The sequence below is a fragment of the Nocardia concava NBRC 100430 genome (genome assembly GCF_000308815.1).
Classification (GTDB): domain Bacteria; phylum Actinomycetota; class Actinomycetes; order Mycobacteriales; family Mycobacteriaceae; genus Nocardia; species Nocardia concava.
Genome location: NZ_BAFX01000050.1, coordinates 23,288 through 35,983 on the forward strand (window position 1 = coordinate 23,288; position 12,696 = coordinate 35,983).

General features: G+C 67.3%; 14 protein-coding genes. 7 read left to right on the forward strand and 7 right to left on the reverse strand.

What is annotated here, in order from left to right; genetic code table 11:
- The first annotated feature begins 138 nt into the window (after positions 1–138).
- Complete coding sequence (locus ON43_RS10300) at positions 139–648, forward strand: DUF4254 domain-containing protein (protein WP_245568530.1); 510 nt, start codon at positions 139–141, stop codon at positions 646–648.
- A 175-nt stretch (positions 649–823) separates the two neighbouring features.
- Here ON43_RS10300 and ON43_RS10305 read toward each other — a convergent pair whose 3' ends face one another.
- Positions 824–1,942 carry a methyltransferase gene (locus ON43_RS10305; protein ID WP_040806197.1) on the reverse strand — a complete coding sequence of 373 codons (1,119 nt, stop codon included), beginning with the start codon at positions 1,940–1,942 and terminating at the stop codon, positions 824–826.
- A 131-nt stretch (positions 1,943–2,073) separates the two neighbouring features.
- Positions 2,074–2,913, reverse strand: a complete 840-nt coding sequence (locus ON43_RS10310; protein WP_040806199.1) for an NAD(P)H-binding protein — start codon at positions 2,911–2,913, stop codon at positions 2,074–2,076.
- A gap of 112 nt (positions 2,914–3,025) precedes the next feature.
- On the opposite strand from ON43_RS10310, the gene ON43_RS10315 reads away from it, so the two are divergent.
- On the forward strand, positions 3,026–3,511 hold the full coding sequence (locus ON43_RS10315) for a MarR family winged helix-turn-helix transcriptional regulator (RefSeq protein ID WP_040806200.1): 486 nt from the start codon (positions 3,026–3,028) through the stop codon (positions 3,509–3,511).
- Between the two features lie 58 nt (positions 3,512–3,569).
- Here the strand turns inward: ON43_RS10315 and ON43_RS10320 are convergent, their stop codons facing one another.
- Both ON43_RS10320 and ON43_RS10325 read right to left on the reverse strand, forming a co-directional pair.
- The gene (locus tag ON43_RS10320) at positions 3,570–5,708 is read right to left on the reverse strand and encodes a RecQ family ATP-dependent DNA helicase (protein ID WP_040806203.1); all 2,139 of its coding nucleotides are present in this window, start codon (positions 5,706–5,708) and stop codon (positions 3,570–3,572) included.
- Positions 5,709–5,826: 118 nt separating this feature from the next.
- Complete coding sequence (locus ON43_RS10325; protein ID WP_040806206.1) at positions 5,827–6,429, reverse strand: TetR/AcrR family transcriptional regulator; 603 nt, start codon at positions 6,427–6,429, stop codon at positions 5,827–5,829.
- 75 nt (positions 6,430–6,504) lie between these two features.
- Here ON43_RS10325 and ON43_RS10330 point away from each other — a divergent pair, with 75 nt between their 5' ends.
- Both ON43_RS10330 and ON43_RS10335 read left to right on the forward strand, forming a co-directional pair.
- Positions 6,505–7,251 (forward strand): MBL fold metallo-hydrolase, encoded by a 747-nt coding sequence (locus ON43_RS10330; protein ID WP_040806208.1) that lies wholly within the window; start codon positions 6,505–6,507, stop codon positions 7,249–7,251.
- Positions 7,252–7,369: 118 nt separating this feature from the next.
- Complete coding sequence (locus ON43_RS10335) at positions 7,370–7,849, forward strand: hypothetical protein (RefSeq protein WP_040806210.1); 480 nt, start codon at positions 7,370–7,372, stop codon at positions 7,847–7,849.
- A 6-nt stretch (positions 7,850–7,855) separates the two neighbouring features.
- On the opposite strand, the gene ON43_RS10340 is transcribed toward ON43_RS10335, so the two are convergent.
- The 3 genes from ON43_RS10340 to ON43_RS10350 all read right to left on the reverse strand — a co-directional run bounded on the left by ON43_RS10340 (position 7,856) and on the right by ON43_RS10350 (position 11,176).
- Positions 7,856–9,079: an RtcB family protein gene (locus ON43_RS10340; protein WP_040806212.1), complete on the reverse strand. Its 1,224-nt coding sequence runs from the start codon at positions 9,077–9,079 to the stop codon at positions 7,856–7,858.
- Positions 9,080–9,166: 87 nt separating this feature from the next.
- Complete coding sequence (locus ON43_RS10345) at positions 9,167–10,390, reverse strand: glutamate ABC transporter substrate-binding protein (RefSeq protein ID WP_063712520.1); 1,224 nt, start codon at positions 10,388–10,390, stop codon at positions 9,167–9,169.
- 231 nt (positions 10,391–10,621) lie between these two features.
- Positions 10,622–11,176, reverse strand: coding sequence for a TetR/AcrR family transcriptional regulator (locus ON43_RS10350; RefSeq protein ID WP_040806213.1), 555 nt, complete (start codon positions 11,174–11,176; stop codon positions 10,622–10,624).
- A gap of 85 nt (positions 11,177–11,261) precedes the next feature.
- Between ON43_RS10350 and ON43_RS46125 the strand changes: the two genes are divergently transcribed.
- From ON43_RS46125 to ON43_RS10365, 3 genes are all read left to right on the forward strand, one after another.
- Complete coding sequence (locus ON43_RS46125; protein ID WP_051178241.1) at positions 11,262–11,687, forward strand: nuclear transport factor 2 family protein; 426 nt, start codon at positions 11,262–11,264, stop codon at positions 11,685–11,687.
- A 98-nt stretch (positions 11,688–11,785) separates the two neighbouring features.
- Entirely contained in the window at positions 11,786–12,244 is a 459-nt protein-coding gene (locus tag ON43_RS10360; RefSeq protein WP_040806216.1) for a MarR family winged helix-turn-helix transcriptional regulator, read from the forward strand.
- The gene (locus ON43_RS10365) at positions 12,241–12,609 is read left to right on the forward strand and encodes a DUF5313 family protein (RefSeq protein WP_040806218.1); all 369 of its coding nucleotides are present in this window, start codon (positions 12,241–12,243) and stop codon (positions 12,607–12,609) included. The genes ON43_RS10360 and ON43_RS10365 overlap by 4 nt, the downstream gene beginning before the upstream one ends.
- The last annotated feature ends 87 nt before the right edge of the window (positions 12,610–12,696 follow it).

Genomic DNA, 12,696 nt, shown 5'->3' on the forward strand with positions numbered 1-12,696 from the left:
CGCCGATAGCGGTTGCCTGGATCCGGCGCGGTCCGCCCTTGCCGCGCCGGGCTCGCGGTCCGGTGACCGCCGCGGGACCGGGTGCGCCCGCACCGCCTGGAGGTAGGTATGTACGTACCCCAACCTGATAACACCCGGTTGAGGCGGGCGAGTGGTCGTGCTGGAACGTCGAGAACCGAGATATCGAAAGCCGAATCTCCGAAAGACGCGAGTTTCGAAGTCAATCGCCCGCTGCTACCCGACTGGCACGAACTGCTGGCCGCCTTCTGCGGTCACATCGGCGATCAGCCCGACGACCATCCCGTCACCCGCTGGGCCCGGGCGCTGGCCGAACTGCACCTGCAGCGCCGGGAGCAGCCCGGCGACACCGGCGGCATCGATGAGCTACGGACCCAACTGGTCACCTTCATCGACGAGTGGGTGGCGAGCCGGGCGCTGCCGAGGGGTGCAGCGCGGGCCGAATCCCTCGGGGTCGTGGTGGATGCCATGGCCGCGGCGCATGTGCGCGCCGTACATCTGCTGAGAACGGCCGAGAAGGTCTCGGACGAACAAGTACACGCCGCCTGGTTCCTGTTGGCGCAGATGGCGGACGGCTGGACCGATCGGGCCGCAGGGGTTGTCGGCCCTAGGATCCGCCGATCCGCCTGAAGTCACTGCGCGACAGTCGAATCAGGGGGTAGCAGGCCCGTGGCGGGCGTGTGGGTTGCGCCGCGCACGCCCCGCGGGCGGCGTCGACGGGCCCGGGTGTGGATCGGTGCAGGGGGCCGACCACCACCCGGGCCGTCGTCGGCTTCGGGTGGCTGTCGGTTTCAGGCGGCAAGGGTCACCAGGCCGGGTGGGCCTCGATCACACTGTCGGGAGCGGCCGTGGGCGTCACCTTGGTGAGGGTGAAACCACTGCGGGAGAGCAGGTTTCCGAATTCGGTCTGGGTGCGTTCCCGGCCGCCGTCGGTATTGATCAGCATCTCCAGATCGAGCAGCTTGCCCATGTGCGGTCGCCGGTTCTCCGGCAGCACGATATCGATGATGAGCAGGCGCGCTTCGGATTCCATGGACGCGCGCACCGTGCGCAGAATCCGTTCGGCGGCCTCGTCGGACCAGTCGTGGATGATGTGTTTGAGCAGGTAGGCGTCGCCGCCCTTGGGCACCGATTCGAAGAAGTCGCCGGACTCGACGGTGAGCCGCCCGGTCAGCCCGGGCGCGGACAGTTCCTCGGCCAGACCCTCCGCGATGCGCGGCATCTCGAAGATGGTGCCCCGCATGGACGGATGCCGCCGCAGGATGTCGACGAGCAGGCTGCCACGGCCGCCGCCGATATCCACGATCGACCCGTACCGCCCGAAATCGTAGGCCGCCTGCAGCGGTTCCACCGCGAGGGTGCTGACGCTGGTCATGGCGGCGTCGAAGACCTGCCCGACCTCCGGATGCGCCTCGGCGTATTCGAAGAACGGCATGCCCTCGACCTCGGGCCAGCGCCAGTGCCCGGTGCGCACGCAGTCGGCCAGTCCCGACCAGTGTTTGCGGTGCAGGTCGGAGCCCAAGAGCAGGAACAGGTCTCGCAGTGAGACCTCGGCGTCGCCGCGCAGGCTCTCCGACACCCGGGTCAGCCGGTAGCCGCCGTCGCCCCGTTGCCCGAAGACGTCGAAGCTGATCAGGAATCGCATGAGCCGTCGCAACGCGGCCTCGTCGACATTCAGCGCCCGCGCGAGTTCGGGCGGCTGTTTGGGTCCGTCGGCGAGGGCGTCGGCGATGCCGAGTTCCGCGGCGGCCGCGACCGCCTGGGTGAGGTAGCCGATGGTGGAGATATCGAGCAGTGCGATGTGCCCCGGCACCAGGCGGCGCTGGAAGGCGGACAGTCCGTCGCGAATCCGGGAGATGGTGCGCAGGATCGGGAGCGGTGGAGCCTTGGGTGATGCCGACGATTTGCGAGCTGCGGACGCCATGGTGACCTCCCCGGGACCTTCGGCGAGTGCGGAATCCGTTCGAGCCTACGCGCCGCGCCGCTGGTGGACAGCGGTTTCCGCGACGGCCGGGCATCCTGCCCCGGCGGGTCCGCAAACGCTGCGGGCGGGTCTCAGGCAGTGGTGAAGGCGGCGGCGTTCTCGCGGGCCCACTGCTCGAAGGTGCGGGCGGGAATGCCGAGCAACGTCTCGGTGGTGTCGGCGGGCGTCTCGGGGTGCTCGGAGGTGATGGCCCAGATGGTGAGCAGGGTGTCGACGATGTACGGCGGCATCGTGCGGGAGAGCTGCGCCTCGGCCTCGTCGCGGGAGATCTGGACGATGGGGATCTCCCGGCCGATGGCGTCGGACAGGTGGCCGATCTGCGCGCGGAAGCTGATGGCCTCCGGTCCGGTGAGACTGACCGTGCGCCCGCGCAATTCGGTGCCGGTCAGGGCGGCGACCGCGATATCGGCGATGTCGAGCGGGTGGATCATGGCCAGGCTGGCCTCGGGGTAGGCGTGCTCGATGGGCTCGCCCGCGGCCACGGCCTTGATCCAGCCGAAGGCATTGCTGTCGAAACCGCCCGGCCGCAGCACGGTGGTGGTGAGAGATGAAGCAGCTAGGGACTTTTCGACCGCCAGATGCATGGCGCCGATGGGATTGGACGCGGCATTGGGGTCGTTCACCGCCGAAGAGGACAGCAGCACAACGTGTTCCACACCGGCCTTCTCGGCGGCCGCGACGAAGGCGTCGGCGAGATCGGCCTTGGCGTAGAGGAAGACCTGTTTCACGTCTTCCAGTGCGGTGGACAGGGTTTCGGGATCATCGGTGAGTGGAACGGCCCGGACTCCGGCGGGCAGGTCGAGGTCATCGGGCTGGGCGCTGGCGGCGCGCACCGGCAGACCCTGGGCGTGGAGGCCGGCGATGACGGCGCGGCCGATCTGGCCGCGGGCGCCGGTGACGAGGATGGTCATGGGGGAACTCCGATCGAGTGAGAATCCATGTTCATGGACAAATGCATGCTGTCATGCACACATTTGCGAGTCAACACATATGTTCGTTGATGCATGAAGATACGATGACCCCATGACCGAGGACTCCCGTACGACCGACGAGCTGCTCGATGCCATCGGACCGGCATTCGGCAAGTTGCGGCGGGGTGTCCTGCAGGAGGTCGAGAATCCCATCTCCACCAAGGATTCGACGCGGGCACTGGTGCTGGGATTCGTCCTGGGCTGCAACCGAGACAAGGGTGAGGAGATGTCGGTGGGCGGCATCGCGGCCGCCATGTGCGTCGATCCGTCGGTGGCCAGCCGCATGGTCACCGACAACATCAAGGCGGGTTACCTGGTGCGCGTCCCGTCGCAGCTGGACGGCCGTCGTGCGGTGCTCGAACTCAGCCCGCAGGGGCTCGAATTCATGCGTGACTTCCGTCGGCAGCAGCGCGCGGCCTTCGAATACATCACCGCCGACTGGCCGGAGCGGGATCGTCTCGACTTCGCCCGGCTCATGCTGCGCTACGTCGATGCGATCGACAATCTCAAGAACCGGGCCTCCGGCGACGGCGTGTGAGCCTGTCTCAGGGCATGCCGCCGGTTCCGTGCAGGTAGATATCGCGGTACGCCGGTGATCACGACGGGGTGGCGAGAGCGAAGGGGAGGACGGCGTCGGCTCCAGCGGCACGCAGGGTGCGGGCGGCCATGGTGAAGGTCCAGCCGGTGTCGGTGAGGGCGTCGACCAGCAGGATCGGCCCTTCGACACCGCTGAGATCCGGTGTCTCCCAGGCATTGTCGAGGGCCGCCACGCGGTGCGCGGAGTTGGCGGCGGATACGGGCGGGAGATCGGGGCGGAGGTGCAGGACGCCGAGGTCCTCGAGGCGGCCGACCTGGGCCAGGCGCGCGGCGAGGGAGCGGGTCAGGGTCGGGCGATTGCCGGAGTCCAGGGCCATGACCGCCGTCGGTCGCCGGGCCCAATCCCATTCGCGCAAAACCGTTGTGCAGAAACGGAAGACCTCGTCCGGGATGGGCGCGTCGGGGCCGTCGAGCAGGGGCCGCAGGCGCTGGCCCCAGCCCAGATCGCTGAGCCGGCCCAGCACGCGGCCGGTCTCGGGACCGTCGGTGATTTTGCCGGACAGTGAGATTCCGAGTTTCGCCAGGCCGGTCGGCCACTGCTTGCGGGGTGCCAGGTCGATGCCCGGACGGTCCAGGCGGGTGCGGATCTCGGCGAGGGCGGCCGCGTCGACGGTGGTGTCCTGGCGGGTGCCGGTGCAGTTGTCGCAGCGGCCGCAGTGGGTGCCCAGCGCCAGGCCCGGATCGTCGAGTTGGCTGCGCAGGAACGTCATTCGGCAGCCGGTCGTCGACTCGTAGTCGATCATGGCCTGCTGCTCGGCCTCACGGGCGATGCTCAACCGCTCGTAACGTTCGGTGTCGTAGACCCAGGGCTGTCCGGTGCCGAGCCAGCCGCCGCGCACCCGTCGCACCGCGCCGTCCACGTCGAGGACCTTGAGCACCATTTCGAGGCGGGAACGGTTGAGTTCCACCAGGGGTTCGAGGGCGGCGGTGGAGAGCGGGCGGTCGGTGTCGAGGGCGGCCAGCACCGAGCGGACGATGTGCTCGCGCGGGAAGGCCACCGAGGCGAAGTAACTCCAGATCTGGCGGTCCTCGCGGCCGGGCAGCAGGATCACCTCGGCGCGTTCGGTGCCGCGGCCCGCGCGGCCCACCTGCTGGTAGTAGGAGATGGGGGAGGAGGGCGCACCCAGGTGCACGACGAACCCGAGATCGGGCTTGTCGAAACCCATTCCGAGTGCCGAGGTGGCGATGAGCGCCTTCACCTCGTTGTTCAGCAGCGCGGCCTCGAGGTGCTCACGCTCGGTGGGATCGGTCTGCCCGGTGTAGGCCGCGACCGTGTGCCCGTGGGAATTCAGCACATCGGCGAGATCATGCGCGGCGGCCACCGTCAGCGTGTAGACGATGCCCGATCCGGGCAGCTCGTGCAGCCGCTTGCTCAGCCACGCCGTCCGCTCGACCGCGTCGGCGATCCGCACCACCGACAGGTGCAGCGACTCCCGATCCAGACTTCCCCGCAAAACCAGTGTGTCCGTACCGATCTGGGTCGCCACATCGGTCACCACCCGGTCATTCGCGGTCGCCGTGGTGGCCAGCACCGGCACTTCGGAGCCGAGATCGGCGATGAGTGTTCGGATCCGCCGATAGTCCGGCCGGAAGTCGTGCCCCCAGTCCGACACACAGTGCGCCTCGTCGATCACCACCAGCCCTGCATCCGCGGCCAGCTTCGGCAGCACCGAATCCCGGAAGTCCGGATTGTTCAACCGCTCCGGACTCACCAGCAGCACATCCACCTCGCCGGAAGCCACCCGCGCATGAATGTCGTCCCACTCGGTGACATTCCCCGAATTGATCGTCGCCGCAACGACTCCCGCCCGCTCGGCCGACGCAACCTGGTTCCGCATCAATGCCAACAACGGCGACACGATCACCGTCGGCCCCCGCCCCTGTGCCCGCAACAGCTTCGCCGAAATGAAGTACACCGCCGACTTACCCCACCCGGTCCGCTGCACCACCAGCGCCCGCCGCCGCTGCACCACCAATGCCTCGATCGCGACCCACTGATCCTCCCGCAACCGCGCCGACGGCCCGGCCAACTCCCGCAGCAGCGCCTCGGCATCCTCGCGCAGGTCACCTGCGCTGGACGGGGTCGTGGCATTGACGAGGTCGGAGGCGTTCGAGTCGGCTGAGGTCACGCCGACCATGGTGCCTCACCCCACCGACAGCAATGGCTCGCCCCGTCATTCCGGCGCGCTTTTGGCCGGAATCCAACCCAGCCGCTGTAGATCCCGGCCAAAAGCATGCCGGGATGACGGGCTAGGCCTATCGACTGGTGCTCAAATGGGCTTTGACCAGGTTGTTGACCAATTGGTCCAGGGGGAGCCAGGGAAAGCTGGGCCGGTCCTGACGCAGGGTGATCAGGCCATGCATGCCCGCCCACAGGCATTGGGCGGTGGCGGTGGGGTCGGGGGCGCCTGCTGCGGAGGCGGTGTCGACCATGAGTCGCATGGTGGGGAGGCCGGGGAGTTGGCCCTCGGTGGGTTCCCAGCCGGGGGTGCCGGCGGTGCCGAAGAGGACGCGGTAGTGGCCGGGGTTGGCGATGCCGTAGGCGACGAAGGCGTGGCAGAGGGCTGAAAGGCGTTCGGCGGGAGCGGTTTCGGGGATGGGGGTGAGGGCTGCCAGGAGGGCTTCGCGGAGTTCGCCGAAGCGGAGTTGGTAGACGGCGGTCAGGAGTTCGCGTTTGTCGGCGAATTGCAGGTAGACGCTTTGCGGGGCCACTCCGGCGGCGCGGGCTACGGCGCGCAACGAGAGGGCCTCCTGGCCGTCGAGGTCTTCGAGGAGGCCGCTGGCGGCGGCCACGAGTTCGTCGCGCAGTAGTGCCCCTTGGCCGCGGCGGTTGCGGCTGCGGGTGGGTTGGTCCGGCACGTTGACAGGATAACAAGACAGGCGTCTACTTACTTTTGACTTTAAGTAGACGCCTGTCTTGTTAGGAAAACCGCCATGCTCACCGTGACCCGCGTCGTCCATGCCAGCGCCCTCATCGATTTCGGCGGAGCTCGAATCCTCACCGACCCGTGGCTGTCGGAGACCCGCTTCTATCGCCAGGGCGAGCCGCGCGCCTTCGACACCGCGGCCGATCTGCCGGAGCTCTCCGGCATCGTGATCAGCCACGGCCACTACGACCATTGCGATCTCGACGCCCTGGTCCTGTATCCCGACAAGTCGGTACCGTTCGCGGTGGTCCCCGGGCTGGCCAAGAAGGTCCGCGCCGCGGGCTTCACCAATGTGGTCGAGTTGGCCCCCTGGCAATCCACCCATCTCGGCCCCGTCGAGGTGACGGCAGCGCCCGCCAGCCACGGCGTCCCCGAGGTGACCTTCGTGCTGCGCGCCGACGGCCACACCGTCTTCTTCGGCGCGGACACCCTCCGCATCGCCGAACTCGACGAAATCGCCCGGCGTTTCCCGGATCTGGACCTGGCCCTGCTCCCCGTCAACGGCCTGCGCATCCGCCCGGCCCTGAACAAGCAGGTGGTCATGGATGCCGTCGAGGCCGCCGACCTGACCCGCGCGCTACGCCCCCGGGTGGCCGTCCCCATTCACTACGCCTTCTCCAGCGGACCCCTCGGCGATCGGATCATGACCAAGGGTGATCGCGCCGGGGCCGACCACTTCCGTGCCGCCGCAGCCGATCTGGCGCCCGAGACAACCGTGCAAATACTCCCAACCGGACACGCATTCGCGCTGTAAAACACCGCTGAACAGCGCCTTGATTGCGGACCGGTCAAGATCGCGCGGAATCCCGTGCCCGGGCGGACAATAGGATTCCGGGCACGAAGGGCGTCCGGGGGTGCGCAGGGAGACGCAGATGCCGGAGAAGTTTCCGTCGCCCGCGGGGTGGACTCCGCCCGGGGCGCAGTTTCGCAGTAGCGGCGGAGTTTCGCGCACGGTGACCGGCACGCTGGTGGGGTTGATCATCACCCCCGTCGGCATCGCCTTCGCCGCCCGCGGGGCCGCCGGAACCAGGCAGTGGACGATCCTCGGGGACTTCGCCGATCGGTTGGGCTCGACCTTGGAAATCATTGTCGCCGCAGGCCTGTTCCTGATCGTGGCGGCGCTGGCCGCCTACGCCCCGGCGGGCACGATCATCGCCGGACTGGTCTGGGGCGTGCTGCCCGGGATCATCCACTTCATCTTCCCGGACGACACCTTCCGCCTGATCGGCGATCTACCCCTGTCCGACGATATGCATGTCGCGCTGTTCCAGTGGCTGCAAACGGGATTCCCGCTCATCGTGGGCATCCTGCTGGTGGGTGCGGGTGCAGCGGCGACCTTCCGCCGCCGCTGACCCGGCTCAACCCTTCACACACAGCACCTGCCGCAGCGTGGCGACAATGTCGACCAGGTCGCCCTGCGCGGCGATGACCTGATCGATGTCCTTGTATGCCGCCGGAATCTCATCGATCACCCCGGCGTCCTTGCGCGACTCCACACCCTCGGTCTGCGCGACCAGATCCGCGACGGTGAACTGCCGCTTGGCCGCATTACGGCTCATCCGCCGCCCCGCACCGTGCGAAGCCGACTGGAACGAGGCCGGATTCCCCTTACCCCGAACCACATACGACCGCGTACCCATCGACCCCGGAATCAACGCGAGATCCCCCGCGCCCGCCCGCACCGCACCCTTACGGGTGACCAGCATCGGCATCCCGTCGATGACCTCCTCCGCCACATAGTTGTGGTGGCACGAGATCGGATCATCGAAATGCACTGCCAGCCCGTCGAATTCATCGCGCACGGCCTTGCAGACCAGGGCCAGCATGACGGCGCGATTACGCGCCGCGTACTCCTGCGCCCAGGTCAGGTCACGACGGTAGGCATCCATTTCCGGTGTCCCGGAAAGGAATACCGCCAGATCGCGATCCGGCAGATCGGCATTGTGCGGCAGCTGACGCGCGACGGCCATGTGCCGCTCGGCGAGTTCCTTACCGATATTGCGGCTTCCGGAGTGCAGCAGGATCCAGACGCGATCCTCGGTATCGATGCACAGTTCCTGGAAGTGGTTGCCGCTGCCTAGCGTTCCCATCTGCTTGTGCGCCTTGGATTCTCGCGCCTGGACGGCCGGATCCAGCGAATCGAACGCCTTCCAGAAGCGGTCCCACCCTGCCCGCATCGTGGTGCCCGCCGCGCGCTGGCCGAACACCTCCGCGTTGAGCCGGTTCACGTTGACCGGATCATTGTGCGCCGCAAAGCCCACCGGCACCGCCGCCTCGATCCGGGACCGCAGCGAGTGCAGATTGTCCGGCAGATCGGCCGCCGTCAGCGAGGTCAGCACCGCCTCCATCCCGCACCCGATATCGACCCCGACCGCCGCGGGCGCGACCGCGTCCTTCATGGCGATCACGGATCCGACCGTCGCCCCCTTGCCCAGGTGCACGTCCGGCATGACTCGCACGCCGTACACCCACTCCAGTTGCGCGATGTTCCGCAACTGCTGCAGCGCGGCCGGTTCGACCTCGTGCTCGTGGGCCCACATGAGCGTCTGCGCCCGAGTACCGCGCAGCTCGACGGGAAACATTGGCCTGTCCTTCCTCTTGACTGCCGTCGAGGGTAGGTGCTCGGCCCGTGCGGGCGCACCGCATTATTCGGGCGTTCGAGGACCGGTTCAGGGTTCGACGAAGTCGGCGGCGAGGGAGCAGAGTTTCCAGGAGCCGTTGCGGCGGACCATGGTCGCGGTGTAGTCGATGTCCTTGAAGTAGCTGCGGTATTTGTCGGGGACGTTTGTGAACGTTTCGTGGAATGCGAAGGTCGCGGAGTTCGGGTCGGTTTGGGTGACGCCGGTGACGGTGTTGGTGTAGCCCGCGTTCTTTACTTCCGAGCCGAGGGTTTTGTCGTATTGCGGGGTGTATTGGAAAACGATTTCATCAATGGCGTCGGCGGTTTCGGGGCACACCAGTGAGCGGAAGCCTTCCCAATCCCGGGCATTGGAGGTGGCGGCGACGGCCTTGGCGGCATTCACGAGTTCCGGGTCGAGGGTGGTGGGATCGCCGGGTTCGAGGTCTTTGTCGGGCGCGTTGAACACCACCGGCGCGGGCATCGGCTTGTAGCCGCTCGCCGCGAGATCGGTCTCCATGGCGCGTCGCCAACTGCCGTCGTCGATCATCAGGCGGATGGCGGACGTGACGCGACTCTGCAGGTCGAGATCGCCCTTGCGGACGCCGACCCCGTAGCGCTCGCGGGTGAACCGCTTGCCGACCACGCGCAGTGTGCCCGGGTGTTCGTGGGCGTAGCCGGCGAGGATGACGTCGTCGGTGGTGACGGCGTCGACGGTGCCCGCGATCAGGTCGGATACGCACTGCGCGTAGGTATCCCGGGTCGTGAGCTTCACATTGTGGGCGAAGCTGCGCCGGATCTTCTCCGCCGAGGTGGAGCCCTCGGCGGTGCACACGGTGCGCCCGTCCAGGTCCTCGGGCTGGTCGATGGCGCGCTCGCTCTGCCGCACCAGCAGGTCCTGCCCGGCCATCAGATACGGGCCCGCGAAGGAGACCAGCTGCTGGCGGGCGGCGGTGATGGAGTAGGAGGCGACGACGAAATCGACTGCGCCGGAGTTCAACAGGTCTTCGCGCTGTTCGGAGCGCGCCTCGCGCCAGGTGATGTGCTCGGGCGTGACGCCCAGTTTCCCGGCGATGTAGACGGCGGTGTCCACATCGAATCCGCGGGGTTTGCCGTCGGGTCCCTGCACCGACAGTCCGGGCTGATCGAATTTGATCCCGATGGTCAGCGTGCGCGGCGGCGGCTCCTGCGGCGCGGCGTCCGGTTTCGGGGTGTTACCGCAAGCTGCCACGGTCAGACCAGCCGTAACGGCGACGGCGCGGAACGCACGCTTCATCGAATCTGATCTCCTGTCCTCAACTCATGCGGATGAAACACGAAGAACAGCCCCGGGCCGAGGTGCCTGAGAGGGCAACCGATCAGCACATGGTGCATCAAATCATCCGAGTTGCAAAAACGTGCGGACATTGCGGAACTATGCGGGCGATTCGCCCATGTTTCAGTTAATTCCGCAATATTTCAGCGACTTATAGCTAATGGTTTGCGAATGGCCTCGAAGGGGTACCGGTCAGCGCGTGCGGAGGCCGTCGGCGATCACCGCGAAGGTGCGCTCGCGCAGGCCCGGGGCGGCCCCGGCCTCGTGGACGGCGAGGAAGACGCCCTTGATGATGGTCAGCAGGTCGTCGACGCTGATGTCGGGCCGGACCGCGCCCGCCTGCTGGGCCCGCGAAAGCAATACCGCCAGTGCCTCTTTGAGGTCGTGGGAGACCGTCCGCGGGTATTCCCCGCCCTGGGTCCGCAGCGCGTCGGCGAGGTCCCGCTTCACGCCGCCCTGCAGGACCAGCATCTCCAGGAATTCGAAGAACACCGTCGCCGGGTCCTCGTGCTCGGTCAGCTCGCGCGCGTGCGCGGTGATCCGCTCGACCTGATCCAGGATGGCGGCCTCGAAAAGCGCCTCCTTGGTGGGGAAGTGGCGGTAGACGGTGCCCGCCCCGACTCCGGCCCGGCGCGCGATCTCGTCGAGCGGCACCGAAATGCCCTCGGCGGCAAAGGCTTCCTGGGCAGCGGCCAGTACCCGCTCGCGATTGCGGCGGGCATCGGCGCGCAGGGGTCGATCCGTCACGTCGGATAGCCTACCGACCCGTTGACAAGCGGGGCGTGCGCCCCGAATACTAACCGGGTCCAGCGTTCCGCTTTTGGAGGTAGTTGTGTCCACGTCTGTAGAAACCCCTCGTGACCTTGTCGAACGGCTCTTCCTGGGTCTGCCGTCACGCGATGCCGATCGGTTCGCCGCGCTGCTCGATCCGGAGGTGGTGTTCGAGATCCCGTTCCCGATTCCCGGCGAGCCGACCCGCATCGAAGGCCGTGAGCAGGTTCGCGCTTACCTCGTGTCGCGGTGGTCGGCCATGCCCGGCGTCGAGGTGCATGGCATCCGGCCGGACATCCACGAGACCACCGATCCGGAGTTGTTCGTGGTCGAGAACGATGTCGACGTCACTCGGCCAAGCGGTGAGCGCGGCTGGTTCCGCAGTTCCGTCAACGTGGTTCGGGTGCGGAACGGCCTGGTCACGCTGTTCCGCGACTACATGGATACCGGCCGCATCCTGGCGATCCGGCAGGCGATGCAGGGCTGAGTGTGACCGCTATTACCCATCGAATCGTCGACTAACAGTTAGTGCGTTAACTATTGTTGCCCTAACCAAAGACGAGCGTGGAGGGCAGAGCGGTGGCAGTGTCCGATCAGGACAAGGCGGTGTCCGAACTGGACGATCCGCTGCGGCTGGACCGGCAGGTGTGTTTCGCACTGGCGGTGGCCAACCGGGCGGTGCTGGCGGTGTACCGGCCGCTGCTCGAGCCCATGGGTCTGACGCATCCGCAGTATCTGGTGATGCTGGCGCTGTGGGGTGAGGCGCCGATGTCGGTCAAGGACATCGGCGAGGCCATTCAGCTCGATTCGCCGACGCTCTCGCCGCTGCTCAAGCGGCTGGAGGCGGCGGGGCTCATCACCCGGCGGCGCGACGCCAGCAATGAACGCAACCTGGTGGTGGATCTGACCGAGGCCGGGTGGGCGCTGCGCAAGGAAGCCGAGAAGATTCCGCCCGCGGTGGTGGCGCGGCTGGGCGTGAGCCTGGCCGATCTCGAGGAATTGCGCGATGTGCTCAATCGAGTCAATGAGGCGGCGCGGAAATGAAGCGCCCCAACCCGATTCAGTGGCTCGGCTACTCCTGCGGTCGTGTGCTCCCCGACGATCTGCGCGAGTGGGTGCGCAACGATCTCACCGGCACCTGGGCGGTGCCGCGCCATATCGTGCGCCAATTGGTGCCGCTGGTACCGATTTTCGCGCTGGCGTTCCTGCTGCCGGGTGAGCTGTGGCTGCAGCTGGCGGTGATCCTGCTGGGCCTGCTGCTCGCGATGTTCTACATCGTGGCCTACATGCCGATGAACCGGGCACACCGACTCATGAAGCACGGATTCCCGCAGGATTTGGAGAATCCGACCAGGGCCGCCCGGCGCGCCGCCGAACGCGCGGCCTACGAGGCCCAGCACCCGCACTGAGCCTCTGGCGCGACCTCACCTCGTCATTCCGGCGTGCTTTTGGCCGGAATCTACGCGGCGGGTGTGGATCCCGGCCAAAAGCATGCC